Raw genomic sequence first — 26,797 nt, forward strand, 5'->3', positions numbered from 1 at the left:
ACCGCAGCCGTTGTTGGCCTGGCCGTTGCAGCGTTCACCGCTATCGAAACCACAACTGGCAACCTGACAACCGAAGCAGCGCAGGCTCTGAACGCTGCTGACGCAACTTCCGGCGCCATCGCAACCGAGTAATTTCGGCTGACACACTTGGTTGAGCGCGGGGTGTTCCATCCCGCCTCCCATGTCTGACACAAAATTTCTGGAGAATTCCAATGATCAAGTTTTTCAAAAACTTCCGCAAAGACGAAGCTGGCGCAGTAACCGTAGACTGGGTTGTTCTGACCGCAGCCGTTGTTGGCCTGGCCGTTGCAGCGTTCACCGCTATCGAAACCACAACTGGCAACCTGACAACCGAAGCAGCGCAGGCTCTGAACGCCGCTGACGCGACTTCCGGCGCCATCGCAACCGAATAATTTCGGCTGACACAATCAGAAAGGGCGCCAGGTGAGCGCCCTTTCTTCTAAAGAGGCCATCCCTCAAACATTGTCGGAGAACGCAAATGAACACGTTCATCAAAAACTTCCGCAAAGACGAAGCTGGCGCAGTCACTGTTGACTGGGTGGTTCTGACCGCAGGCATCGTTGGTCTGGCCGTTGTTGTTTTCGCAGCCATTGAGTCCGCAACAGCAACCCCTGTGACCGCCGCAGCAATTACAATCAACGCTGCTGACGCGACAAGCGGCGCAATTGCGACCGAGTAATCTGCTTCCAAGCTTTGAACTTTGTACAGGCGCCCAGAACGGGTCGCCTGTTCGCGTTTTTAACGACGGCAACTGATAAAATTGCCCTCAAACCAGCCCTGTGGCTCCCAGAATTCGCCACATTTGCCGGACAGACTGTCCTGGAACCATTCCCGCCGCGCGTTTCGTGCCGGGATAAAAATACGAGGTGGAACCCATGCGTGCTATATTTGCAGCCGTTTTGCTTTTTGGATTGGGGATCGCGGGATTCGCAGTCTACATGGCGCAGAACTACATCAAGGGCTATGAAAACGCTCTGGCTCAACAGAAGACCGAGAACCCAACCGTCGAACTGGTGGATGGCTTTGTGGTCGCGCGTCCCATGAAATTTGGCGAGAAACTCGAACTGAAAGACGTGCGCCGGGTGGCATGGCCCAAGAAGGCCGCGCCAGAAGGCATGTTCACTGATGCGGAGGTCCTGTTCCCTGACGGCAACAACCGCCAGCGCGTGATCCTACGGTCTATGGAAAAAGGCGAGATCCTGTTGGCCGCCAAAGTGACCGAGCCAGATGAAGAAGCCGGCATCACCTCGCGCCTGAAAAATGGCGAGCGCGCCTTCACCATCAAAGTGGACGTGACCAGCGGTGTCTCCGGCCACATTCGCCCCGGTGACCGTGTGGACATCTATTGGACCGGCCGCATCGAACGGGACGAAACCAACCGCGGTGAATTCACCAAGCTGATCCAAGCCAACGTAAAATTGGTCGCTGTGGACCAGTCCGTGAACGAAGAGCAGGCAGAGGCCAAGGTTGCCCGGACCGTAACTGTTGCCGCCACAACCGAGCAGGTGCCAGCCCTGACCCAGGCGCAAAGCTCTGGCCGACTGTCGCTGTCTTTGGTGGGTGCAAACGATGACACCATCGCGGAAGTGTTTGAGGTAGACCAACGCATTTTGCTTGGCATCGAAGAGGCTGAAGAAGCGCCAGAGGTGCAGAAAATCGTTCAGGTTCAGCAGCCAAAGGTCTGCACAATCAAAAACCGCAAAGGCGCGCAGGTCGTCGAAATTCCGATCCCCTGCACCAACTAACGCAAATTTTAACGATCTGACCTGCCGCAGGTCATCAAAGGCGCCCGCCACCTCGGGCGCCTTTGTTTGTTTGGGCAACGCGATCTCATCCCCGTTTCCCCTGTGACACTTGTCCCACAGCCCAGCACCTCAACAGACCGCGCGAAACCATTGATTCTTGCAATATTTCGCCACTTGGCGCAGAGTGACGGAAAATGTGGGCAAAAGACCCGCGAACCGAGGCGTGATCGAGAGGCAGGTCACAATGACACTGAAAAGATTTTTTGGGGCGGCCCTATTGGGAGTCGCCGTTGGGGTTTTGCCGCTTGTGGCTCCCCCGTCCTTCGCAGAATCCCTGCGTGTGGTGCGAAGCGGGACATCCTCTTCGCTCAGCGTTCCAATGAACCGCGCTGTAGTGGTTGAAAGCGACGTACCCTTTGCGGAACTGTCGATCGCCAATCCGGCGATTGCGGATATTTCGTCGCTGTCAGACCGCACAATCTATGTTCTGGGCAAATCGCCAGGGCTGACCACGCTGACGCTGCTGGATGCCACCGGCAAGCTGATCACCAACGTGGATGTGCGCGTGGCGCCGGATCTCTCCGAGTTCAAAGAACGCCTGAAGCAGATTTTGCCCAATGAGAAGATTGAGGTACGATCTGCCAATGACGGTATTGTCATGTCCGGCACCGTTTCCTCCACCCAGCGTTTGCAACGTGCGTTGGATCTGGCGGAGCGCTATGCGCCGGAGCGGGTCTCCAATCTGATGGTGGTCGGCGGCGTGCAGCAGGTGATGCTAAAAGTACGCTTTGCCGAGATGCAGCGGTCCGTGTCCAAGGCCCTCTCAACCGATTTCCAGATCACCGGCAACGGGAACATCTTGCAAACCGGCTTCTTTAATCAGGTGCCAGATGCAGAAACAGGCACCCGTCCACTGAACGAGGGGACTCGTGGTGCTGGTTTCTTCAACTTGAATGCCGGTGCCTTTGAGATCAACCTGATGCTTCAGGCGCTGGAAAGCAAAGGCATGGTGCGCACACTGGCGGAACCAAACCTGTCGGCTCTTTCAGGGCAAGAAGCGAAGTTCCTGGCCGGTGGCGAATACCCAATTCCGGTCGCTCAAGACGGCGGCGAGCTGTCGGTTGAATTCAAACCCTTCGGTGTGGAACTCAACTTTGTGCCACGCGTTGTGGACGGCGATCTGATCAACCTGGAACTGGCGACCGCCGTGTCCGCCCTGGACACTGCCAATGGCTATTCTGACGGCAGTGTGACCATCGCAGCCTTCAGCCGCCGCGAAGCCTCCACCACCGTGGAAATGCGCGACGGGGAAAGCTTTGCCATCGCTGGACTTTTGCAGGATAACTTCCTGGACAACAACTCTCAGCTGCCATGGCTTGGGGACGTGCCTGTACTTGGAACCCTGTTCCGCAGTGCCGACTACTCCCGTTCACAATCCGAACTGGTTGTGATTGTAACTGCACATCTTGTGACACCGACCCGCGGAGAAGCGCTGGCACTGCCAACCGACCGGATCAAGCCCCCCACCGAACAAGAGCTGTTCCTGTTTGGTCACACAGCCGGCGGCCCCAAAAAGCAACGCGGAGCGGCAGGTGAAGTGGCCAAACAAGACTTCACCGGCTCCTACGGCTACGTGATGGACTAAGGAAAGGCTGAGAGATGTATAAGAAACTCGCCGCACTTGCGCTCCTACTGATCTCCGCCTGTTCGGACGGCGACAACAGCGCCCTGCCCTCCTGGGTCCGTGAAGCCGGCTCCGTGGTGGACAGTGGCACCTTTGGTGAAGCCACTGCCAACAACATCGGCATTCACAACGGGGACAAGTCTTACGTTCTGAGCCTGGCCACCCGATTTGCCGAAGAAGTGCCCACTATGGTGAACTTCGACTTCGACAGCGCTGTACTGGATGAGAACGCCCGCACCATTCTGCGCCAGCAGGCCGTGTGGATCCGTCAATTCCCGGAAGTGCGCTTTAAAGTCTATGGTCACACTGATGCGGTTGGCAGCAATGCCTACAACAAATCCCTCGGCCAGCGCCGCGCCCGGGCTGTGGTTTCTTACTTGTCGAGCCAAGGCATCGGCCGTGAGCGCCTGGAAGCGGTTGTTTCCCTTGGCAAAACCCAACCTCTGGTCGTGACGCAAAACCGCGAACGCCGGAATCGCCGCACGGTCACTGAAGTGACCGGATTTGTCTCAAATCATCCAAACATTCTGGATGGGCGGTATGGATCGGTCATCTACCGCGAATATCAAGCCAGCGCGATCCCGCCATCCAAAATTACCGGACTGGCCCTGGGCGGCGACGGCGGAGAATAACGCACAACTTCAACACTTTAGAGAAAGCCGACCCTTGGGTCGGCTTTTTTGTGTTCCGGAAACGATCCGCCGCATTTGTCCGGATCGTCGCATAATACCGCACAATTTCGGCTTTTTGGCCCCAATGTTGCCCAAGTTGAGGGTGATCTTCAGTCCCGAGGCAAGCTGTGTCTGGCGCGAGTCGGTCCGCCATCAATCGGGGTGATTGACTGGCATCTGCCAAAAAGAGGTGGGCACCTCTGCACAACAACAGGCGCTCCATGCGCCAGAGGACTTGAGGCTGAAGATGAGTAGCGAAGCGCTGCAAACCGATCAAAATCCAATCCTGGCATGTACAATCTGCCGGGACGTGCAGAATTTTGAACTTCTGATCGTGGATATGGAAGAGGCTCTTGGGGAACAATGGGGCGACCTCGGCTTTGAGGACGCCGTGCCATTCATGGCGCAACCCGAGGCCGAACAGCTTGAATTCATTGCCATCGCCATGGACGACATGGACGAAGATTCGCTCGACGAGTTGACCGCGATCATCACGGAAGCGCGCAACCGCAACATCCGCACCCTCTTGATTGCCGAAGATGTGACCCCGGCGTCGCTGCACACTTTGTTGCGCCACGGAGCCGACGAATTTATCCCCTACCCGCTCCCACCGGGCGAGCTGCAGGCCGCGATTGACAAGATCCGCGCGGCCGCCAAAGCCGCAGAAATTCCCGCCGCGTCACAAGTGAAGCTTGCCGCCTCCGAGGACTCCCGCGAAGGTGTCTTGATTGCGGTGCACGGCCTTGCCGGCGGCACCGGCGCCACCACGTTGGCCACCAACCTGGGATGGGAATTGGCCACAACCGGATCAGAACCGCCAAGCGTCTGCCTGGTGGATCTGGATCTGCAATTTGGCACCATGTCCACCTATCTGGACCTGCCCCGCCCGGACGCCGTTTTCGAATTGCTGACAGACACAGAAAGCATGGACAGCGAAAGCTTTGGTCTGGCGCTGCAAACCTATGAAGAAAAATTGCATGTGCTGACCGCGCCAGCTGAGATTATTCCTTTGGACCTTGTTGCGCCGGAAGACATCGAACGCATGTTGGAAATGGCGCGTAAGCACTATGACTATGTGATTGTCGATATGCCATCGACCCTGGTGCAATGGTCCGAGGTCGTCTTGCAAGCCGCGCATGTGTACTTCGCCACCATGGAAATCGACATGCGCTCAGCACAAAACGCGATGCGCCTGAAGCGGGCTTTGCAGGCCGAAGATCTGCCGTTTGAAAAGCTGCGCTATGTGATGAACCGGGCGCCGAAATTCACCGATCTGGCGGGTAAAAGCCGCGTGAAACGCTTGGCAGAGAGTCTGGGCATCTCGATCGACCTGAACATGCCGGATGGTGGCAAACAGGTTTCGCAGTCCTCAGACCACGGTCAGCCTCTGGCCATCAGCGCGGCCAAAAACCCGCTCCGTAAAGAAATTGCAAAACTCGCCGCCAGCCTGCACGCGCTGGATCAATCCAGCGACAAAGCTGCGTAACAAAGGACACAGGTAATGTTTTCCCGCTACAAAAAGTCCGATGCAAAACCAGCCGCGGCGGTGGCCCAGAAGGTTGCCAAAACCGACCCCCAAAAGGCGGCTCCAGCGCCAAAAGCTGCGGCCCCTGTTGTGACTCCCGACGCGGTGGCCGCCGAGAAGAAGGTGATGCGCCGCCCTATTGTTGAGAAAGCGGCGGGCGCGGTCGCGCCGGGCGACAAAGAGCGCCGCCGCAAAGAACGGTTGGGTGAGATCAAGCTGGAGCTGCACCGCGAGCTGCTCGACAACCTGAACCTTGCCGCATTGGACAAGGCGTCTGAGCGCGAGTTGCGCGCGGAAATCACCGCCATCGCCACGGAAGTGCTGCAGGAAAAAGCGATTGTTCTCAATCGTGAAGAGCGCACCACCGTGTTTCAGGAGCTCTATGACGAGGTCACCGGTCTTGGCCCTCTGGAAACCTTGCTTCAAGATGAAACCGTCAACGATATTCTGGTCAACGGCCCCAAGCAGATCTTTGTCGAACGTGCGGGTAAGCTGGAACTTACAGACATCGTCTTCAAAGACGAGCGCCACTTGCTGCGCATCATCGACAAAATTGTGTCCGCTGTGGGTCGCCGCGTCGACGAATCCAACCCTTATGTGGATGCCCGTTTGGCTGATGGCTCACGCTTTAACGCGATGGTGTCCCCCATTGCGGTGGACGGCTCGCTGGTCTCCATTCGTAAGTTTAAGAAAGACAAGCTGGGCATTGATGACCTGGTGAAGTTTGGCGCGTTTTCCGAAGAAATGGCCGCCTACTTGCAAGCCGCTGTGTCCACCCGCCTCAATGTGATTGTGTCCGGTGGTACCGGTTCCGGTAAAACCACAACCCTGAACGCGCTAAGCTCGTTCATCGACAATGCTGAACGTATCCTGACCATCGAGGATACGGCAGAACTTCAACTGCAACAGACCCATGTGGGCCGAATGGAAAGCCGCCCGCCAAACGTCGAAGGCAAAGGCGAAGTATCCCCACGGGACTGTTTGAAAAACGCCCTGCGTATGCGCCCTGACCGCATCATTGTGGGTGAGACCCGTGGCGAAGAAGTGATCGACATGCTGCAGGCGATGAACACCGGCCACGACGGCTCGATGACCACCATTCACGCCAACAATGCGCGCGACGGTATTTCTCGACTGGAAAACATGATCGCCATGGCTGGTATCGAGATGCCCCTAAAGGCCGTGCGCTCTCAGATTTCTTCGGCTGTGAACCTGATTGTACAGGCGTCGCGCCTACAGGACGGGTCGCGGCGTATGACCTCGATCACTGAGATCACCGGCATGGAAGGCGACGTGATTTCCATGCAGGAGATCTTCCGCTTTCAGCGTACCGGCCTGACACCGGAAAACAAAATTATCGGCCACTTCACCGCCACCGGCGTGCGCTCTCACTATTCCGAGCGCTTCCGCCTCTGGGGATACGACTTGCCGCCTGAAATTTATGAACCTTCTGCGGGGTAATCAGACATGCCATTTTCACCCGAACTCATTGTCTATGCCCTTATTTTTGTCGGCGTCTTTATATTGGTCGAAGGCGTCTACCTGACCGTCTTTGGCAAATCCATCAGCCTCAACAGCCGCGTAAACCGACGTCTGGAGATGCTGGACAAGGGAACCAAACGCGAAGAGGTACTGGAGCAACTCCGCAAGGAGATGAAACAGCACAGCGAGAACAAAGGCATCCCGCTGTACTCCATGCTCGCCGAGAAGGCGCAGAAAGCGGCCATTGCGTTTACGCCAATCCAACTCATCATGATGATGGGCGCGGTGACCGTGTTTGCGTTTATGGGCCTCACCGTTGGCACCCAAACCGGTGTGATCACTCGTGCTGCCATCTCCGTGATGATGGGGGTGGGTGGCGTCTACACCTGGGTCTCGATGAAAGCTGGCAAACGCATTTCGATGATCGAGGAGCAGCTCCCGGACGCCATCGAATTGATGGTGCGTTCCCTGCGGGTTGGGCACCCTTTCTCAGCCGCGCTTCAGATTGTGTCCAAAGAAATCGAAGATCCGCTGGCCACCGAGTTTGGGGTGATTTCTGATGAGGCTGCCTACGGGCGTGACCTTGGCGAAGCTCTGAAAGACATGGCCGAACGTCTCGACATGCAGGATATGCGTTTTTTGTCCGTGGCGGTGACCATTCAACAGCAATCCGGTGGTAACCTGGCCGAAATTCTCGCCGGACTGTCCAAAGTGATCCGCGCCCGCTTCCGCCTGTTTCGCCGGGTAAAAGCGATTACGGCCGAGGCTAAATGGTCCGGCAAGTTTCTGTCCGCCTTCCCGTTGCTTGCGCTGATCGCAATCAACGTGATGGATCCAAATTACTATGACGAAGTGAAAGATCACTGGCTCTACATCCCAGGCTGTATCGCCGTTGGCGTATTCTTGGGCATGAACCTCATTGTCATGAAAATTCTGACCAACATCAAAGTTTAAGGAGATCCCGCTATGACTATTTTGGAAGCCCTGAACATGATGTTGACCGACATGCTTGGCCCCCGTGGTCCGATGATCGCGATCCTGGTCCTGGGTTTGTTTTTTGGCCTTCTCGTGGCCGCCGGCGTAATGGCGCGCCAAGACGACCCCATTGCCAAACTGAACAAAGCTAAGAGCGCAAAAACGTCTGCGCGGTCCACAAAAGAAGAGCGCCTGCGCCGCAAGGCCTCAAATGCCAAGCTTGATAAATACAAAGCCTTTCTGGAGCCGCAGAGCGAAGAAGAGCTGAGCTCGGTGCGTCTTAAGCTGATGCAGGCTGGATACCCATCTCGTGACGCGGTTCGGGCTTTCCACTTGGCACAGATGGTGTTGGGCATTGGCGGTTTGGCGCTTGGTGTGGCCTACTTTATCCTTGTGAAGCAGACCGATCAGTCCACCCCCACGGACATTTTGTTCTGGACACTCGGCCCTGGTGGCGCTGGATATTTCCTGCCCAAATACTGGGTCACCCGCCGTGTCGCAGAACGCAAAGAAGAGATCACAGCCGGTTTCCCCGACAGCCTCGACATGATGCTGGTCTGCGTCGAAGCGGGTCAGTCGTTGGATCAATCCATTGTGCGTGTGGCCGGTGAACTGCGCGCCTCCTACCCTGCGCTGGCACAAGAGTTCGAGATTGTGGCCCACGAAATGAAGGCCGGTAAGGAAAAATCTCAGGTTTTGGCTGATATGGGCGAACGGTGCGGCGTGCAGGACGTGTCCTCCTTTGTGACGGTTCTGATCCAATCGGCCACATTTGGTACCTCGATTGCCGAAGCATTGCGGGTCTATGCCGGAGAGATGCGTGACAAACGGGTGATGCGCGCTGAAGAGGCGGCAAACAAGTTGCCAACAAAGATGACTTTGGCCACTATGGGGCTCACTGTGCCGCCGCTGTTGATCATCTTGGTCAGCCCATCTGTGATTGGGATCACGCAGCTCGGCCAGTGAGGCAAAACGAGCAAAAAAAGCGGCCCAAATGAAACACTTCCGGGCAATCGCCCTGATGACACTGTCTCTTGCTGTAGCCGCCTGTAACACGGGCGGCTTTGGCGCATCCAGCGACAGCCCCTATGCGCCCGCTGTCGACCCCAAAGGCGAGGCCGTGGACGGGCTGGTCGTGGGTTGGCGCCTGATGGATGCGGGCGAATACGATCTGGCGATGGACTCTTTTGTGCGCGCTGGTTTGGAACAAGGCCTGACACCGGATGTTCTGGCCGCAGTCGGCACGGCCAATTTGGTCATGGGCCGTTTGGGCCAGGCCGAAGACCTTTTGCGACAAGCCTTGGAGGCAGACGACAGCCATCCGGAAACCTGGAACAACCTGGGCATTACGCTCATGGAACGGGGCAAGTATGCCGAGGCGGAACAGATCCTGCGTCGGGCTTATGCGCTGGACAATGGCGAAAGTGACGCAATCCGCGATAATTTGCGCTTGGCACTCGCAAATTCGAATCAACCGGTCTATGGTGACGAAAAAGAACAAGAATATAAATTGGTGCGGCGGGGTAGCAGCGACTACGTGATCCGTCAGACGCCATAAATTGAGAGCAAGAGCAGCAAAGGACGCAAACATGCGCCATCCTGTTTTGGGGACAATTTGTGTGGCCGGGCTTGTCGCGTTGACAGCCTGCGCTGAAAAAGACGGTGAAAACGTCGAGCGCGCCATTCAGGACGTGAACGCCGTGGATGAAGCCAACCTGTCCGACGTGATGTTGACAGTGGCCGATCCCAATGAAGGCATCGCCTATTTCAAACGCACGTTGAAAGACAACCCAGATCGCATTGATATCCAACGTGGTCTTGCGGTGTCTTATGTGCGGGCCAAACGCTTCACCGAAGCTGTCCCTGCCTGGAAACAGGTGACCAAAAACAAAGCCAGCACCGCAAACGACCGTGTTGATTTGGCAGACGCACAAATCCGCGCCGGTCTTTGGGACGACGCCGAAAAGACGTTGGACAGCATTCCGCCCACCCATGAGACCTTTAAGCGCTACCGCCTTGAGGCCATGATTGCGGACAGCAACAAAGAGTGGAACCGTGCCGACAGCTTCTATGAAATTGCCGTTGGTCTGACCACGCGCCCTGCTGGTGTGATGAACAACTGGGGCTATTCCAAGCTGACCCGTGGTGACTACACCGAAGCCGAGCGTCTGTTTGGCGAGGCTGTGCGTCAGGACAACACCCTGTTCACCGCCAAGAACAACATGGTTCTGGCCCGTGGCGCCCAACGTCAGTACACGCTGCCGGTGATCCCGATGGTGCAAACCGAGCGCGCGCAGCTGCTGCACACGCTGGCGCTGTCTGCGATCAAACAAGGTGACACCGAAACTGGCAAAGTGTTGCTGCGTGAGGCTGTGGAAACCCATCCACAACACTTTGAGGCCGCCGTGCGCGCCCTGGATGCGCTTGAAAACGGCTAAGGTTTCGTGATGCAGGTTTCCAGCACCTTTGCGCTTTGGGCTTTGCTCCCGGCGCTGCCGCTTTGCGTGTTCATCTTCTGGGTGGACATGAAACACAAACGCATCAGCAACCTGTCCGTCTGGGCCTTGTTTGCGATCTTTGTGGTGGTGGGACTTCTGACCTTGCCAATCATGGAATTTGCCTGGCGTTTTGCCAACTACGGCGTGGTCTTTGCCGTTCTTCTCGTGATGTGGATGGCCCGCCAAGTTGGCGCCGGAGACGTAAAAATGGCCGCAGTGGCAGCCCTTTACGTCAACAAAGGGGATGCCAGCTACATGCTGATGATCACCTTTGGCGCGATCATTGTTGCCACTTTGGCCACACTGATTGTACGCATTACCCCTTTGCGCAACTTGGCGCCGGACTGGGCCGCCTGGAAGCTCAAGGCCTCTGAGAGCGGTGTGAATGTTGGCAAGGGCGACCAGATGACTTTGCCCATGGGCACCGGCATTGGTGTGGCGCTCTGCACCTACCTCATCTTGGGCGTGATGCACGGCCAATAAAAACACATCCTCCACGATGCCGGCCTACTGCGGCCCAAAAAACGCCACCTTTTGATTGTCTATGGGATGGAAACAGACCGAGGGCCCCGCGGCCCTCAATCAGGAGTGTTGCGTCGATGAACATGCAGACCACCAACGTGATGGCCCCACCGCCACCCAAGCGGATCGAGGATATGAAACTTCCGCTGGTGATGATGCGGGACATCCTCTTGAAAACCATGTTCCGCAAAAACGTGGACATGGTGGGTGACATCTCCAAGGCCATCTGCCTGCCCCGTGCTGTGACACAAGAGCTTGTCGACATGGCCCGCGAGCAGCGCCTGCTGGAGGCAACCGGCACGCTTAATGCCAACTCTGGCGACGAAATGGGATATCAGCTGACCGATGCCGGCAAAGGCCGCGCACAGGACGCTTTGGCACAATCCGAGTATTTTGGTGCCATGCCGGTGCCGCTGGATGTCTACCGCGAGCAAGTCAAACGCCAGTCGATCCGCAACATTCAGATCACCCGCGACCAACTCACCGGCGCGATGGGGCACCTGATCCTGCCGCCAGACCTGCTGGACCAGTTGGGACCAGCCGTGGGCTCCGGCCGCTCGATCCTGATGTATGGTCCGCCCGGCAACGGTAAATCCTCAATTTCCAACGGCATCCGCGACGCGATGGGCGACAAGGTCTATGTGCCCCACGCCATCGAATACGCCGGCCAGGTGATCACAGTCTATGACCCGATTGTGCACTCCGCCGCCGAAGGCGACGAGCAAGACGAAAACAGCCTGCGCCGCACCGCGCGGTTTGACAGCCGCTATGTGAAATGTGACCGCCCCACCGTGATCACCGGTGGTGAGCTGTCTCTCAAAATGCTGGATCTGGTCTACAACCCGACCGCGCGCACTTATCAGGCGCCGTTGCAGCTTAAATCCACCGGCGGCATCTTCATCGTGGACGACTTGGGGCGACAGGAAGAACCCCCTCAGGCGCTGGTCAACCGTTGGATTGTGCCCTTGGAAGAGAGCAAGGACATTCTCGCCCTGCAATCCGGTGAGAAGTTCGAAGTGCCGTTTGACACGCTGGTGATCTTCTCCACCAACTTCCACCCAAACGAGATCTTTGACCAAGCGGCCCTGCGCCGGATCTTCTACAAAATCAAAATCGACGGCCCAAGCCAGGAGAACTTCCTGAAAATCTTTGCCCTTGTGGCGAAGAAAAAAGGTCTGCCGTTAGATGAGACATCGCTCATTCACCTGCTCAAAACCAAGTATCCAACAATTGACAACACCTACGCCAACTATCAGCCGGTGTTCCTGATCGATCAGATTATCTCGATCTGTGAATTTGAGGGCATTCCCTATCAAATGCGGCCTGATCTGATTGATCGCGCCTGGGCCAATATGTTTGTGAAAGACGAGCACATCGTGAAGTGATCCAAAAGGCCGCATGACGCGGCCTTTTTTATGCGCCCTGTTTCGCCTACATAGGCCACATGTCGCCACTTTCCCATATCGCCGCCTTGCCTGTTCGCGCGTACCGCTTGCTATTCAGCCCGTGGGTTGGCTTCAATTGCCGCTATCAGCCCACGTGTTCTGCCTACGCGTTGGAAGCGCTGGAAAAACATGGTGCCATCAAGGGCGGCTGGCTGACCCTGCGCCGCCTTGGCCGCTGTCACCCCTTTGGCAGCAGCGGCTATGATCCTGTGCCGCCCTGCTGTGGCGACAAAAATGACGCATCCAGCGACAGGCCAAACCGCGAAACCTGACTGGACACCACCCAAGAGAGTGCTAGCCTGTGCGCGTTCAATTGTCCTTTCAGGAGATTTCCAATGCGCCTTTCACACATCTTGGCCACAACGGCCGCTTTGACCTTGGGCAGCACCGCTGTACTGGCTGACAAATTTGTAGGATACGGCGCGGTAGACGGCTGGAACGTGCACATCGACACCGAAAAAGGCACGTGCTTGGTGGAGACCAAAGACGACTTTGACAACGTGATCCAAATGGGCCTGACCAAAGATCGCGCGATTGGCTATATCGGTATCTTCACCAAGGCCGAAACCAACATTCGTACCGACGTGAAACAGGACGTGGCGCTGCTGATTGGCGAAAACCTCTATGTCGGCGAGGCCACCGGTATGCGCGGCAACATCACCAAAGGCTACAGCGGCGGCTACGTGTTGACCGATGATCCAGAGGTGTATGACGCTATCCGCCGGGCGCCGACCATGACCGTGTTCCCTGAAAAGGAATACTCCTTCATCGTTGACCTGGCTGGCACCGCCAAGGCACTGGATCTTGCCAAGAAGTGCAACGAAGACCAGCTTCAGTAAACCTTTGCTTTTTCCTGTCTGGGCGCCTCTCCATGCGCCCGGATGCGCACTGCGGACGCAGGGAAACACAGTGTTTCCCAAACCGCCCCCCCCCCAGCTGGTCACTGTTCCGTGAACTGCGCTTGGCCTGCCGCCCACAAACACCGCCAAATGGGCCGTAAACCCTCATAAAAACAGGGCCTTACCACCTCAAGTTACCCGCACATCCGAAACCAAAAGCCATGCAAGCGACGTGTGCCCGAAATCACACGGGGTCCGGTTTTCCTTAGGAACGCTTGCGGTCGTCTCCCAACCTGTGGATATCCTTGGGGATAGATTGACCCTGGAAGACCCCTCGCATAAGGCACGGCATGTTAGACGACCTCAATGATATTCACCCGCTGTTCCAGGACGCGCCTTCTTCGGCCAATTTCAAGAAGTTGCGTAAACGAATCGTGCGCCAGACGCGCGAGGCGATTGAACAATACGGCATGATCGAACGCGGCGCGAAGTGGCTGGTTTGCCTCTCCGGTGGTAAGGATTCCTATACCCTGCTCGCAGTTTTGCATGAGTTAAAATGGCGCGGCCTGCTGCCGGTCGAGCTTCTGGCCTGCAATCTGGACCAAGGCCAGCCCAACTTTCCGGCCACCGTCCTGCCCGCCTTTCTGGAGAAGATGCAGGTGCCGCACCGCATCGAGTATCAGGACACCTATTCCATAGTGAAAGACAAAGTCCCGGAGGGGCGGACCTTCTGTGCGCTCTGTTCCCGCCTGCGCCGTGGCAACCTGTATCGCATCGCCCGTGAAGAGGGCTGTAGTGCTGTTGTCCTGGGTCACCACCGCGACGATATCCTCGAAACCTTCTTTATGAATCTCTTCCATGGCGGCCGCCTGGCAACCATGCCGCCCAAGCTTGTTAACGAAGAAGGCGATCTTTTTGTCTATCGCCCGCTGGCGCATGTGGCCGAAGAAGATTGTGAGAAATTCTCCAAAGCGATGAACTACCCGATCATCCCGTGTGACCTCTGCGGATCTCAAGATGGCCTGCAACGCCAACAGGTTAAGCAGATCTTGGATCAATGGGAAGCCAACAGCCCAGGACGCCGCCAGGTGATGTTTAAGGCCCTGACCAACATCCGTCCAAGCCACATGATGGATCCAAAACTGTTCGATTTTGCCGGATTAATTCGAGAATCAGTAAAATTTGAACAAAATTCGGATACGATCCCTAAGCTACGTTAACTGATCACTTAAGAGAATCGCTGACACTAGACCAAGTTTTATGCGTCATAGGACACCTCATATGCAGTCGCGACTGGACACATTCCTGACTTCATTTCGGGCTTTTTGGACCCGGGAGTCCTCTATGCGTCGGGTAGTGCCTCTTCTGTTTCCGCTGGTGACCTTGGCCGCTTGGTTGGGATTTGGTGAGATGGGCCTTTTGATCTGCGCCTTCTTGCTGCCCCTGCCCCTATTGATGTTCTCCCCAATGGCCGCAGCCAAACGCCGCAAGAAAAGCGAAGTGGACGGGCTGACGGGTTTGTTGACCCCCGCTGGGTTTGAGCGCCAGATGCAGGAAAAGATGGAAACCCTTGAGGAAGATGGCCGCACCACCGCTTGCTTCTCGATCAAGATCGACAATTTTGCCCGCCTGCGCGAAAACCACGGAGATCAAGCCGCCGAAGAGGTGCTGCGCTATGTGGCTGAGCGCCTAAAAAATGCATTGCGGTCAGGCGATTTGGTGTCACGCTCCGGCGACGCATCGTTCACGGTTGCGCTTGAACCAATTGCGTATTTTGACGTCGAGAGCGGCATTCAGATGGCAACGCGTTTCCAAACCGCCATTGAAGAGCCTGTGCCGCTGCAAATGGCGTCGATTTATGTCAGCTGTTCCATAGGCTTCTGCCTGTCTTCCCGACTGAACCGCCCCTCCGCCACCGCCATGATCCAGGCGGCCGATATGGCGATGTGCGAAGCACAGCTGACCGGTGACAGCAACATCCGCGCCTATTCCACCGACATGGGCCGCAAGGTGATTTCGCGCCGTAAAACCCAAAGCGAAGCAGCCCGCACCCTGCAACGTGACCAAATTCGCGCCTGGTTCCAACCTCAGGTGTCCACCGACACCGGCCTTGTCACAGGTTTTGAGGCCTTGGCCCGCTGGGAACATCCGGAGCGCGGCATTCTGGCGCCAATCCAGTTCCTTGATGTACTGCACCAAACCGGCCAAATGGGCCAATTGGCCGACTTGATGCTGCGCCAGTCGCTTGATGCGGTACGCGCCTGGGATGACGCGGGCTTCACCGTGCCAATGGTTGGCGTGAACTTCGCTGGTGAGGAGCTGCGCAGCCCCACCCTGGTGGAACGTATCCAATGGGAGTTGGACCGCACCGAGCTGGACGCCAAGCGCCTCGGCATCGAAGTGCTGGAAAGTGTTGTCGCCGGAACACCGGATGACATGGTGGTGCGCAACGTCGAAGCGATCAGCGCTTTGGGCTGCACCGTGGATTTGGATGATTTTGGCACAGGCCACGCGTCTATTTCCTCAATCCGCCGCCTGCCGGTGAAGCGCATCAAGATTGACCGTTCTTTTGTGACCAACATCGACAAAGACCCCGATCAGCAGCGCATGATTGCCGCTATTGTCACCATGGCGGAGCGTCTTGGGCTGGAAACATTGGCTGAAGGTGTTGAAAATCCAGCAGAACACGCAATGCTGGCACAGCTTGGCTGCTCTCATGTGCAAGGCTATGGCATTGCCCGTCCGATGCCATTTTATGAGACCATCAAATGGATGACCGAGCATCAGGAGAAAATCGGTCCTGCGCTTCAGATTGGCAATAAGCCACATTAAGCACGCTTCGCCAGTGCAACTGCGCTTTTCCCACACGCAACGAACCGCCGCGTTTCGTGCCAATTGGGTCGAATCCCCTTGACCTTTGGTCGCCACCTCTGTTGAACCTCCCCAACCTTTCAACGACAGATGGCTTGTGGCAATGGACGATCAGAACAAGAACCTCATCCTCGCGACGGCGCTCAGTTTTGGCGTCATCCTGATTTGGTTCGTCTTGTTTCCCCCTCCTGAGGCAACTCAGGACCCCAACGCACTGACAGCTGTCGAAAGCACCGACGCAGTCACACCGTCCACCGCGCCGGTCACAGCAACCACGGACTCTGCAAATTCCGGTGCCGCCACCTCGGTGGAAGCGACCGAAGTGGCCAATGCGCCCCGCGTAGAGATCGACACCGCGCGCCTGTCCGGCTCTGTGTCTCTGCTGGGTGGCCGTCTGGACGATCTGAAGCTCAACGACTACCGCGAGACCCAGGACGAAGATTCACCCATCGTCACCTTCCTCTCCCCCAACGGGGAGCCAAATGCCTACTACGCGCTCTATGGTTGGGCACCGGGTGCAGGTCTGTCGTTGGATCAAGTTCCAGGTTCCAACACGCTTTGGACTGTAGAAACTGGCGAAACCCTCACAGTTGAGACGCCAATCACCCTGAAATGGGACAACGGCGCAGGCCTGATCTTCCGCCGCACCATTTCGGTGGACAAGGACTACATGTTCTCCGTTGAACAAACCGTGGAAAACAAAGGTGCGGGCACAGTTTCGCTGGCGCCTTACGGCATTCTCGCGCGCTACGGCGAACCTGAGGATTTGAAGAACTTCTTCATCCTGCACGAAGGCCTGATCTCCATGGCTGACGGCGAGCTGACCGAAACCGACTATGACGGCATGACCGATTACACATTCGATCAACGCGAAGGCGCGCCAGCGGAAGTGACCCAAGTCGAAGCCAACGGCTGGATCGGCTTCACCGATCACTACTGGATGGCTACACTGATCCCAGAACAGGGCAAGCCGTTTAAATCCGTGGCCAAATACGACGCCTCCCGTGACATCTACCAAACCGAAGCCGTGATGCAGACCATGCAGGTGGCCGAAGGTGAAACCGCAACTGCCAACTCCCGTCTGTTTGCGGGCTCCAAAGACTGGGGCAAAATTCGCAACTATCAGAACGACGAGGGTGTTGAAGGCCTGCTGGAGTCCATCGACTGGGGCTGGTTCTCCTTCCTCACGAAGCCAATCATGTGGCTGCTGATGTGGCTCTATGGTGTCATCGGCAACATGGGCTGGGCGATTATCGCGCTGACCGTGGTTCTGAAAATCATCGTCTTCCCGCTGGCGTACAAATCTTATGCCTCCATGGCGAAGATGAAAGAACTTCAGCCGCAGATGGAGAAGCTTAAGGAAAACGCTGGCGACGACCGTCAGAAGATGCAGCAGGCGATGATGGAGCTGTATAAGAAAGAAAAGGTCAATCCGGCAGCGGGTTGTTTGCCCATCCTGATCCAGATCCCGATCTTCTTCTCGCTCTACAAAGTAATCTTTGTGACCAAAGAACTGCGGCACGCGCCTTGGTTTGGCTGGATCACCGACCTGTCTGCGCCGGACCCAAGCTCGATCTTCAACCTGTTTGGCATGCTGCCTTTCGGCGTTCCAGAACTGGGCTTCTTCGAGATCTTCAGCCTTGGCATTCTGCCAATTCTGCTGGGTATCTCCATGTGGCTGCAGCAGAAGCTGAACCCGGCCCCAACCGATCCAACGCAAAAAATGATCTTTGCGTGGATGCCATGGGTCTTCATGTTCATGCTTGGCAGCTTTGCCTCCGGTCTGGTGGTGTACTGGATCACCAACAACGTGATCACCTTCACCCAGCAGTACGGCATCATGCGCATTCACGGCTATAAGCCTGACGTGTTTGGCAACATCAAATCGAGTTTCAAAAAGAAACCCGCGGAGGATGCCAAATAATGGGAACCGTCTCCGCTCTTTGGCGACACCCGATCAAGGCCCACGGACGCGAGTCCGTGGGTCATGTCTCTTTGGTGGAAGGGCAAACCTTCCCTTGGGATCGCCGCTACGCCGTCGCGCATGAACGCGCCAAAACCGAAGGTGGGGAATGGGCGCGTTGCGTGAATTTCTCCCGCGCGGCAGGCGCCCCTTCGCTGCAGGCGATCACCGCCAAGGTCGACGAAGCCAGTGGCAAAATCACCTTGCAGCACCCGGATCTCTGGGAGCTGACCTTTGATCCGAAAACCCAAGGCGACAAGCTGATCGATTGGGTGCGTCCCATCATGCCCAAAGACCGCGCCGCCAGTGCCAAGCTGGTGCCCGCAGGTGAATTCGGCATGACCGACAGCCCCTTCCCATCGATCGCCATCCACACCACCGCCAGCCACCGCGCCATCGAAGGCCGTCTGGGGCGCAAGCTCGCCACCGAGCGCTGGCGCGGCAACGTCTGGCTTGATGGGTTCGCCCCATGGGAAGAGTTTGACTGGATTGGCAAAACGCTGCGCATTGGCGGCACCGAAATTGAGGTGCGCGAGCGCATCACGCGCTGCAAGGCGACCACCGCCAACACCGACACAGGTGTGCGCGACGCGGACACTTTGGGTGTTTTGAACGAAGCCTTTGGTCATCAGGACTTTGGCGTCTACGGTGTGGTGACCAAATCCGGCGACATTACCGTCGGCGACACAGCAGAGGTGCTCTGATGCAACTTCCCTTCCCATTTGTCGAAGATCCAGAACCAATCGCGATGGAACGTGGCCGCAAGCTGTTTGACGGCTCCAACTCCGACTTCCTCAAAGGTGTGGTCGCCATGGATGGCCTGCCAGCGGGTGACCGCGTTGAGGTCTGTTTCGCGGGGCGCTCCAATGTAGGTAAATCCACGTTGATCAACGCGCTGACCAACCGCAGCCGTTTGGCCCGAGCCTCCAATACGCCGGGGCGGACGCAGGAAATCAACTTCTTCACTTTGACAGAGAGCCATTATCTCGTCGACTTGCCGGGCTATGGTTACGCCAATGCCCCCTTGGCCGTGGTGGAGAAATGGCAGCGCCTGCTGAAGCAATATCTCTCCGGCCGCGCCAACCTGCGCCGGGCTTTTGTGCTGATTGACACCCGCCACGGCATCAAAGACGTCGATGAAGAAATCATGTCCCTGATGGACAGCTCCGCGCTGACCTTTCAGGTGGTGATGACCAAGGCCGACAAGGTCAAAGAGAAAGACCGCGAGAAGACTTTCAAGCAGGTGCGCGAGAAGCTCTCCAAGCACCCGGCCGCCTTTCCCGAGATCGTACTGACCAGCTCCGAAAAGGGCGACGGTATCGCGACGCTGCGCTCCATTATCGCTGGACTTGAATAAACCATGCGTTATCTGACGTCTTTGTTGCTTCTGCTGGCCGTTTTGGCCTCAGCGGCCATCCCAACAGGATGGATGCCAAAGACGTTGGGTGATGGCCAGATGGTGCTTGTGCTTTGTACAGGTGACGAGATGGTCGAAGTGCTTGTGGACCACACCGGAGCGCCGGTGCCACTGCATGAGCAAACCGAGGATAAGCGCAGCCCCTGCGCTTTCTCCACAATTGCCGAAGCTGTTCAGGTCCTGAACGGTCCCTTCCCAATGCCGCTCGCGGCATCCCTGACCGACCGCTGGCAGCATCAAGATTTCACCCACAATAGCGCCGGCTTTCACCGCCGCTATGACGCCCGTGGTCCCCCAACTCTCTCCTGAGTTTCCAACACAATCAATCAATACATAAGCCATCCCGACGTTTCGGGTGTGGCCCATCAGGAGATGTCTATCCCATGGCCAAGGACAGCCAATTTGCCGACGTGCGCACAGAGCAACCCAGCGCAACGTCCCTTTCTCAGAAACTCTATTTCGCCGCCTGGCGCTGGCATTTCTACGCCGCGCTCTATGTGGTGCCGTTCCTGATCATGCTGGCCGTGACCGGCTTGATGATGATGTTCATCACCCAGTTTGACGGACGCGATGGTGAAAAGATCGCCGTCACCCCACAAGGCTCCGCGTTAAGCGTCACGGACCAAGCCGCCGCCGCCACATCCGCTGTGCCCGGTGACGTGGTCGAATACATCGGCCCCAAATCCGATGCGCTCGCCACCGTGTTCCGCATCAACACCGGCGACACTCACCAGATGGTGGCCGTGAACCCCTACACTGGCGATGTGCTGGGCAATTGGGACCGCCGCACCGGCTGGTATGATTTTGCCGACAATGTGCACGGCTCGCTCTTGCTAGGTGACACCGGCGACCGTTTGATCGAAATCGCAGCAGGCCTTGGCCTCGTGCTTGTGCTCACAGGCCTCTACCTCTGGTGGCCCCGCGGCGGCGACACATCGGTGTTTATTCCCAACTTGAAGGCCCGAGGTCGCGCCTTGTGGAAAAGCCTGCACGCGGTCACCGGCTTCTGGATTTCAGCCTTGCTGGTGGTTTTCCTGATCTCTGGCCTCGCCTGGGCCGGCATCTGGGGTGGCAAATACGTGCAGGCCTGGTCCACCTTCCCGGCGGAGAAGTGGAACGACGTGCCCCTGTCAGACAGCACCCACGCCAGCATGAACCACGGCAACCAAAACGATGTGCCTTGGGCGCTGGAACAAACGCCTATGCCAGTCTCCGGCTCTGATGTGGGTGTGACCGGCACTGCGGAAGGCGCGCCAGTTGATCTTAACAGCCTCGTGGCCTTGGGCCGCAACCTGGGCCTCGAAGGCCGCTTCCGGGTCGCTTATCCACGCGATGAAACCGGCGTTTGGACCATCAATCAGGACAGCATGAGTGGCGACAGCGCGACGCCAACAGTTGATGCAACCATTCACGTGGATCAATACACCGGCAAAATCCTCGCGGAAGTCCGTTTTGCGGACTATTCCGTGGCAGGCAAATCCATGGCGGTTGGCATTCCTCTGCATATGGGGCTCATGGGCCTGTGGAACCTGCTCCTGAACACAGCGTTCTGCCTGATGGTGATCTTTGTCTGTGTCTCCGGCGTGGTCATGTGGCTCAAACGCCGCCCCGCCAAAGCCCTGCGCCTGGCTGCACCTCCCGCGCCAGCGGACATGCCCCTGTTCAAAGGTGTTTTGTTGATTGCGGCGTTGCTCTCCGTGGCTTTCCCGCTGATTGGCGTGACCCTGCTGGCTGTGCTGGCGTTTGACGTGTTAGTGGTGGGCAACATCCCCGCGCTCAAACGCGCTTTGTCCTAACCCTCCCGCCCCGTCCGCGACGGTGGGCGGGGCACTTTTGGAGAGCCTATGGACTTCACAGGAATTGGTGTCGCAGGTTGCGGCCGGATGGGCGCGCCAATGTTGGCTGCCCTGCGCTCTGCCGGATTTGACGCCACAGGTTTTGACGTGCGTCCACCCGCAGACTTTAGCGACCTTACCCCACACATGCGCACATTGGATGACTTCCGCACAGACCTGCGCGTGCTCATCACCGTGGTGCGCGACATTGCGCAAACGGATGACGTGTTGTTTGACGCTCAAAACCTGATCGAAACCGCGCCCAATCTGCAAACCGTGATCATCTCCTCCACCCTGTCACCCAAATATGTCCGTGCTCTACGGGACCGCGTCCCTACCCACATCACCCTGATTGACGCCCCCATGTCCGGTGCCGCCATTGCCGCAGAGCAGGCGCGACTGTCATTTATGCTGGGCGGCAACGTTGGTGCGCTCAAACAACACCAGCCACTGTTTGACGCCATGGGCGCGCATTTTCATATCATGGGCGACTTTGGCGCAGGCATGCAGGCCAAGGTGCTCAACAACCTTCTGGCCGCCTCCAACACCGCCATGACACGGCTGGTTCTGGATTGGGCTGATCAATCCGGCATCGACGAAGACGCGCTTCTGAACCTGATCCACACATCGTCCGGGCAAAACTGGCTCGCTTCCGGTTTCAACACCATCGAATTTGCCCGCGATGGCTGGGACGCGGACAACACCATAGGCATCCTGACCAAAGACGTGGCCTCCGCACTCGATGCCGCCCCTGACGATGCCGACACCACGCTGCCGGAAACTGTGCGCCAGGCAATCTTTGCGCTCAAACCACGGCCCTAACGCGCCCCTCTTCATTTGGCCCAAAATATCCCCGCCGGAGGCTCCCGTCCGCGCCCACCTCATTCCGCAGCAGGGGCGCACAACCGTTGCAACCATACGCTATTTCCGGCATGACACCCCCATGAACATTCGTACCCGCGCCCTCGCCGTCCATCTCCTCACCGCCACCGGTGCTGTCTTTGCCATGCTGGCCATGCTGGCTGCTGTGGATGGCAAATGGAGCTTGATGTTCCTTTGGCTGGTGGTGGCGTTTTTTGTGGATGGCATAGACGGGCCGTTGGCGCGTCACTACCATGTAAAGAAAAACGCACCTGAATTTGACGGCGTCTTGCTCGACCTGATCATCGACTACCTGACATACGTCTTCATTCCGGCCTATGCCCTCTTCAAATCCGGGCTGATGGACGGTTGGACCGGCTGGTGTGCGATCATCATCATCACCTTTGCCTCCGCGCTGTACTTTGCGGATACGCGCATGAAAACCAAAGACAATTCCTTCTCCGGCTTCCCCGGATGCTGGAACATGCTGGTGATTGTGATCTTTGCGGTGGAGCCTAATTTCTGGGTCAGCCTCGCGCTTGTGACCGTGCTGGCCGTCACCATGTTCCTGCCGATCAAATTTGTGCACCCCACCCGCACCAAACGCTGGCGTTTGGTGACCTTTCCGATGGCACTGGCTTGGACCTTCTTTGCCGGTTGGGCCGCCTGGGTAGATTTCCATCCGGAAAGTTGGGCGCATTGGGGCCTGGTTGCCACCTCGGTTTACTTGACCGTTGCCGGCGCCGCGCAGCAGCTCATCTACCGTGAAACGCTGTAGGCACACCATCAAGATCAGATCAACAGGTTTCCCGCCCGCTCATGCTTGAGCAACCAAACCTTGGTCTCCACGCCCCCTAGGCCGGAAAACCCGCCCAGCCCATTTGCGCCTAGAACGCGATGGCAGGGAATGATCACCGGGATTGGGTTGCCGCCACAACCCTGCCCTATAGCTTGCGCCGGCACACCCAGGTCTTTGGACAGCTCGCCATAGGTGCGGGTTTCCCCAAGCGGGATCGCTAACATGGCATCACAGACACGTTGTTGAAATTCAGACGCCTCCACCTTCAGGGGCAGATCAAATCCCTGCGCGGGGTCGTCAAAATACGCCAGTAACTGCGTAGCGGCTTCGCGCAACAGAGGCGTATCATCGACCCCGCCGCTCTCCCATTCGGCGCGCACAATCGCGCCATCCTTCTCGCAAAGGGTCATCGGGCCGGTCGGCGTGTCTACGGTCAGTCTCAACATGCACCTACCCTGCCCAAGCAAAAGGCGCCCCGCAAGCGGGACGCCTCAGAATGCGCATCATTTGGAGCGCAAATTAGCTCAATGCGTCGTTACACCGACCACAGACACCGGCGTGGCTGTGCTGGCCAACATCCGGCAGGATTTTCCAGCACCGCTGGCATTTCTCACCGTCGGCTTTTTCAAACACCACACCCACACCCTCGATCTCCGGCAGGCGGAAGGCCTCAGCTGGCATCGGATCGTTGCTCACCTCGATGGTGGAAGTGATGCAGATGTCGGCAAAGTTCACCGATTTGAGCGCCGCAACTACATCCGCGTCACGCACATGCACAACTGGTGCCGCCTCAAGCGATGCACCAATCACCTTATCGGTCCGCTGGATTTCCAACGCTGCGGTCACCACACGGCGCACGTCACGTACACCAGCCCATTTGGCGGCCAGTGGTTCGTTGAGCCAATCCGCAGGAGTCTCCGGGAAGTCGATCAGGTGCACAGAGCTGTCATCACCCGGGAAGCGCTCCAGCCAGACCTCTTCCATGGTGAACACCATCACCGGTGCCAGCCATGTGGTCAGGCGGTGGAACAGGATGTCGAGCACGGTACGGGCTGCGCGACGGTTCAGCGTGTCGCCATCACAATAGAGCGCGTCTTTGCGCACATCGAAGTAGAACGCAGACAGCTCTACCGTGGCAAAGTTGAACACCGCAGAGACAACGCCCTGGAAGTTGAACTCCGCATAGCCTTTGCGCACTTGATGGTCGAGTTCCGCCAAACGGTGCAGCACCCAACGCTCCAACTCCGGCATCTCCGCCACATCCACACGATCCGCCTCGGTGAACTCAGACAGCGAGCCCAGCATAAAGCGCATGGTGTTGCGCAGACGGCGATAGCTGTCCGCCACACCTTTCAGGATCTCCGGACCGATCCGCTGATCCGCGGTGTAGTCAGTCTGAGCCACCCACAGGCGCAGGATATCCGCACCGTACTGCTGCACAACTTTCTCCGGCACAATGGTGTTGCCCAAAGATTTGGACATCTTGTTGCCTTTGGCATCCAGCGTGAAGCCATGGGTTACAACGTTGCGATAAGGCGCGCGGCCTTTGGTGCCACAGGCCTGCAACAGCGAGCTGTGGAACCAGCCACGGTGCTGGTCGGTGCCTTCCATGTAGACATCGGCAATGCCGTCAGCCACGCCGTCTTCGCGGTCGCGCAGCACAAAGGCGTGGGTGGAGCCGGAGTCAAACCACACGTCGAGCACGTCAAACACCTGCTCCCACTCATCCGCGTTGTAGTTTTCACCCAGGAAGCGCTCTTTTGCGCCGTCAAAGTACCAGCAATCCGCGCCTTCTTCTTCAAACGCCGCTTTCACACGGGCGTTCACCTCTGGATCACGCAGCAAGAAGCCTTCGTCGGTTGGCAGAAGACCTTTTTTGACAAAACAGGTCAGCGGTACGCCCCAGGCGCGCTGGCGGGACAGCACCCAATCCGGGCGGTCTTCGATCATCGAGAACAGACGGTTACGGCCCTTTTGCGGGGTCCATTTCACCAGCTCATCAATCGAGCGCAGCGCGCGTTCGCGGATGCTGTCGCCCATTTCGCCCATGCCGTCATCCAGCTTACGATCCACAGAGGCAAACCACTGCGGCGTGTTGCGATAGATGATCGGGGCCTTGGAGCGCCAGCTGTGCGGATAGCTGTGCTTGATCTTGCCGCGCGCCAGAAGACCGCCCACTTCGACCAGCTTTTCGATGATCTTCTTGTTGGCGTCGCCTTCCTTGCCCTTGCGGTTCAGGATGTAGGTGCCACCAAAGAACGGCAGCTCTTTGCGGAAACCACCGTCATCCATGACGTTATAGGTGATCATCTGCTCCAGCATGCCGAGGTCACGGTAGAGTTCAAATTCCTCCATACCATGAGACGGCGCACAGTGCACAAAGCCGGTGCCTTCGGTGTCGGTCACAAACGGCGCCGCGCGGAAATCGCGCAGATCGTCCCATTCGCCTTCAGAGCCTTCGGCGCCATGCAGCGGGTGTTTCAAATCCAGACCGGACAGTTCGTCAGCAGACACGTCGCGCACGCGTGTCCACATGTCTGCGTCAAGACGCGCACGTGTCATCACGTCACTTGCAAGGTTGTCAGCCAGCAAGAAGCGATCGCCTACATTGGCCCAGCTTTCTTCCGGCGTGCCGGTCACTTCATACAGGCCATAGGCAATGTCCGCGCCGTAGACGACGGCCTTGTTGGACGGGATGGTCCAAGGTGTGGTGGTCCAGATCACAACCTGTGCGTCTTTCAGATCGCTGTCTTCGTTGGCGACCTTAAACTTCACCCAGATCGTGAAGCTCTCTTTGTCGTGGTATTCCACCTCGGCCTCGGCCAGCGCGGTTTTCTCCACCGGCGACCACATCACAGGCTTACTGCCCTGATACAGCGTTCCGTTCATCAGGAACTTCATGAACTCATCGGCAATCACAGCCTCGGCGTGATAGTCCATGGTGATGTAAGGGTCAGGCCAGTTGCCGGTGATGCCCAGACGTTTGAATTCCTCACGCTGGATGTCGATCCAGCCTTCGGCAAACTTGCGGCATTCCTGACGGAACTCCACAATATCAACCGCGTCTTTGTCTTTGCCTTTTTTGCGGTACTGCTCTTCGATCTTCCACTCGATGGGAAGCCCGTGACAGTCCCAGCCCGGCACATAGCGCGCGTCGCGGCCCATCATCTGATGAGAGCGCACGATCATGTCTTTGATGGTTTTGTTCAGCGCGTGGCCGATGTGCAGGTGGCCGTTGGCATAGGGCGGGCCGTCATGCAGGATAAACGGCTCGCGGCCCTCTTTCTCGCGCAGACGGTCATACACGCCCATCTTCTCCCAGCGTTCCAGCCACGCAGGCTCACGCTTGGGCAGCCCCGCGCGCATCGGGAAATCGGTTTTTGGCAGGTTCAGCGTATCTTTGTATTCGGGTGTATCGGCACACATGTGTCCGGTCCTTTTCAGGCGTCGTATCTGGAATGGTCAAGGGGCGGCGCGGTCTTCCATACGCCTTGTCCCGGCGGCTCGATCACTTAGAGCGCCGGGCTGATAATTCGAATGATAATTGCGAATATCTGCGTCATATGCGCCTTATAGGGCGCTCTGTGCATATGGTAAAGCGGCGATGCTTGTCGCCCACGCACCGATCCCCTATCTCTCCCGCA

At 57.4% G+C, this 26,797-nt stretch carries 26 protein-coding genes; 24 read left to right on the top strand and 2 right to left on the bottom strand.

Annotation, left to right across the window (positions count from 1 at the left end; all coding sequences use genetic code 11):
* Positions 1–212: 212 nt before the first annotated feature.
* The 24 genes from Q0955_RS14160 to Q0955_RS14275 all read left to right on the top strand — a co-directional run bounded on the left by Q0955_RS14160 (position 213) and on the right by Q0955_RS14275 (position 23,132).
* Positions 213–413, top strand: coding sequence for a hypothetical protein (locus tag Q0955_RS14160; RefSeq protein ID WP_299425185.1), 201 nt, complete (start codon positions 213–215; stop codon positions 411–413).
* Between the two features lie 86 nt (positions 414–499).
* The gene (locus tag Q0955_RS14165) at positions 500–700 is read left to right on the top strand and encodes a hypothetical protein (protein ID WP_299425186.1); all 201 of its coding nucleotides are present in this window, start codon (positions 500–502) and stop codon (positions 698–700) included.
* Between the two features lie 196 nt (positions 701–896).
* On the top strand, positions 897–1,766 hold the full coding sequence (gene cpaB / locus Q0955_RS14170) for a Flp pilus assembly protein CpaB (protein ID WP_299425188.1): 870 nt from the start codon (positions 897–899) through the stop codon (positions 1,764–1,766).
* A 244-nt stretch (positions 1,767–2,010) separates the two neighbouring features.
* Positions 2,011–3,411, top strand: a complete 1,401-nt coding sequence (locus tag Q0955_RS14175) for a type II and III secretion system protein family protein (RefSeq protein WP_299425189.1) — start codon at positions 2,011–2,013, stop codon at positions 3,409–3,411.
* Between the two features lie 14 nt (positions 3,412–3,425).
* Positions 3,426–4,082 carry an OmpA family protein gene (locus Q0955_RS14180; RefSeq protein WP_299425191.1) on the top strand — a complete coding sequence of 219 codons (657 nt, stop codon included), beginning with the start codon at positions 3,426–3,428 and terminating at the stop codon, positions 4,080–4,082.
* A gap of 286 nt (positions 4,083–4,368) precedes the next feature.
* On the top strand, positions 4,369–5,607 hold the full coding sequence (locus tag Q0955_RS14185) for an AAA family ATPase (RefSeq protein ID WP_299425192.1): 1,239 nt from the start codon (positions 4,369–4,371) through the stop codon (positions 5,605–5,607).
* A gap of 15 nt (positions 5,608–5,622) precedes the next feature.
* Positions 5,623–7,107 carry a CpaF family protein gene (locus Q0955_RS14190; RefSeq protein WP_299425194.1) on the top strand — a complete coding sequence of 495 codons (1,485 nt, stop codon included), beginning with the start codon at positions 5,623–5,625 and terminating at the stop codon, positions 7,105–7,107.
* A gap of 6 nt (positions 7,108–7,113) precedes the next feature.
* On the top strand, positions 7,114–8,082 hold the full coding sequence (locus Q0955_RS14195) for a type II secretion system F family protein (RefSeq protein WP_299425196.1): 969 nt from the start codon (positions 7,114–7,116) through the stop codon (positions 8,080–8,082).
* A gap of 12 nt (positions 8,083–8,094) precedes the next feature.
* Positions 8,095–9,069 (top strand): type II secretion system F family protein, encoded by a 975-nt coding sequence (locus tag Q0955_RS14200; protein WP_299425197.1) that lies wholly within the window; start codon positions 8,095–8,097, stop codon positions 9,067–9,069.
* A gap of 55 nt (positions 9,070–9,124) precedes the next feature.
* Positions 9,125–9,661, top strand: a complete 537-nt coding sequence (locus Q0955_RS14205; RefSeq protein WP_299425199.1) for a tetratricopeptide repeat protein — start codon at positions 9,125–9,127, stop codon at positions 9,659–9,661.
* Positions 9,662–9,692: 31 nt separating this feature from the next.
* On the top strand, positions 9,693–10,541 hold the full coding sequence (locus tag Q0955_RS14210; protein WP_299425201.1) for a tetratricopeptide repeat protein: 849 nt from the start codon (positions 9,693–9,695) through the stop codon (positions 10,539–10,541).
* 9 nt (positions 10,542–10,550) lie between these two features.
* A complete protein-coding gene (locus tag Q0955_RS14215) occupies positions 10,551–11,084 on the top strand; it encodes a prepilin peptidase (protein WP_299425203.1) in 534 nt (177 codons plus the stop codon).
* Positions 11,085–11,200: 116 nt separating this feature from the next.
* On the top strand, positions 11,201–12,508 hold the full coding sequence (locus tag Q0955_RS14220) for an ATPase (RefSeq protein WP_299425204.1): 1,308 nt from the start codon (positions 11,201–11,203) through the stop codon (positions 12,506–12,508).
* Between the two features lie 59 nt (positions 12,509–12,567).
* A complete protein-coding gene (gene yidD, locus Q0955_RS14225) occupies positions 12,568–12,840 on the top strand; it encodes a membrane protein insertion efficiency factor YidD (protein WP_299425205.1) in 273 nt (90 codons plus the stop codon).
* 63 nt (positions 12,841–12,903) lie between these two features.
* Complete coding sequence (locus Q0955_RS14230; RefSeq protein WP_299425206.1) at positions 12,904–13,407, top strand: hypothetical protein; 504 nt, start codon at positions 12,904–12,906, stop codon at positions 13,405–13,407.
* Between the two features lie 350 nt (positions 13,408–13,757).
* Positions 13,758–14,627, top strand: a complete 870-nt coding sequence (ttcA, locus tag Q0955_RS14235; protein WP_299425207.1) for a tRNA 2-thiocytidine(32) synthetase TtcA — start codon at positions 13,758–13,760, stop codon at positions 14,625–14,627.
* A gap of 124 nt (positions 14,628–14,751) precedes the next feature.
* Positions 14,752–16,239, top strand: coding sequence for a bifunctional diguanylate cyclase/phosphodiesterase (locus tag Q0955_RS14240; protein ID WP_299425209.1), 1,488 nt, complete (start codon positions 14,752–14,754; stop codon positions 16,237–16,239).
* A 142-nt stretch (positions 16,240–16,381) separates the two neighbouring features.
* The gene (gene yidC / locus Q0955_RS14245) at positions 16,382–18,202 is read left to right on the top strand and encodes a membrane protein insertase YidC (protein WP_299425211.1); all 1,821 of its coding nucleotides are present in this window, start codon (positions 16,382–16,384) and stop codon (positions 18,200–18,202) included.
* Positions 18,202–18,945: an MOSC domain-containing protein gene (locus tag Q0955_RS14250; RefSeq protein ID WP_366140692.1), complete on the top strand. Its 744-nt coding sequence runs from the start codon at positions 18,202–18,204 to the stop codon at positions 18,943–18,945. Before yidC ends, Q0955_RS14250 begins: the two co-directional genes overlap by 1 nt.
* Complete coding sequence (yihA, locus tag Q0955_RS14255) at positions 18,945–19,598, top strand: ribosome biogenesis GTP-binding protein YihA/YsxC (RefSeq protein WP_299425213.1); 654 nt, start codon at positions 18,945–18,947, stop codon at positions 19,596–19,598. Before Q0955_RS14250 ends, yihA begins: the two co-directional genes overlap by 1 nt.
* Positions 19,599–19,601: 3 nt before the next feature.
* Positions 19,602–19,967 (top strand): DUF2946 domain-containing protein, encoded by a 366-nt coding sequence (locus tag Q0955_RS14260; protein WP_299425214.1) that lies wholly within the window; start codon positions 19,602–19,604, stop codon positions 19,965–19,967.
* Positions 19,968–20,041: 74 nt separating this feature from the next.
* Positions 20,042–21,454: a PepSY domain-containing protein gene (locus Q0955_RS14265; protein WP_299425216.1), complete on the top strand. Its 1,413-nt coding sequence runs from the start codon at positions 20,042–20,044 to the stop codon at positions 21,452–21,454.
* Positions 21,455–21,502: 48 nt separating this feature from the next.
* On the top strand, positions 21,503–22,315 hold the full coding sequence (locus Q0955_RS14270) for an NAD(P)-binding domain-containing protein (RefSeq protein WP_299425217.1): 813 nt from the start codon (positions 21,503–21,505) through the stop codon (positions 22,313–22,315).
* 121 nt (positions 22,316–22,436) lie between these two features.
* On the top strand, positions 22,437–23,132 hold the full coding sequence (locus Q0955_RS14275; RefSeq protein WP_299425219.1) for a CDP-alcohol phosphatidyltransferase family protein: 696 nt from the start codon (positions 22,437–22,439) through the stop codon (positions 23,130–23,132).
* A gap of 14 nt (positions 23,133–23,146) precedes the next feature.
* Here the strand turns inward: Q0955_RS14275 and Q0955_RS14280 are convergent, their stop codons facing one another.
* Positions 23,147–23,599, bottom strand: coding sequence for a methylated-DNA--[protein]-cysteine S-methyltransferase (locus Q0955_RS14280; protein ID WP_299425220.1), 453 nt, complete (start codon positions 23,597–23,599; stop codon positions 23,147–23,149).
* Between the two features lie 73 nt (positions 23,600–23,672).
* Positions 23,673–26,579: an isoleucine--tRNA ligase gene (gene ileS / locus Q0955_RS14285; RefSeq protein WP_299425222.1), complete on the bottom strand. Its 2,907-nt coding sequence runs from the start codon at positions 26,577–26,579 to the stop codon at positions 23,673–23,675.
* Between the last annotated feature and the right edge of the window lie 218 nt (positions 26,580–26,797).

Origin of the sequence: uncultured Shimia sp. (genome assembly GCF_947493595.1) — a bacterium.
Classification (GTDB): Bacteria; Pseudomonadota; Alphaproteobacteria; order Rhodobacterales; family Rhodobacteraceae; genus Shimia.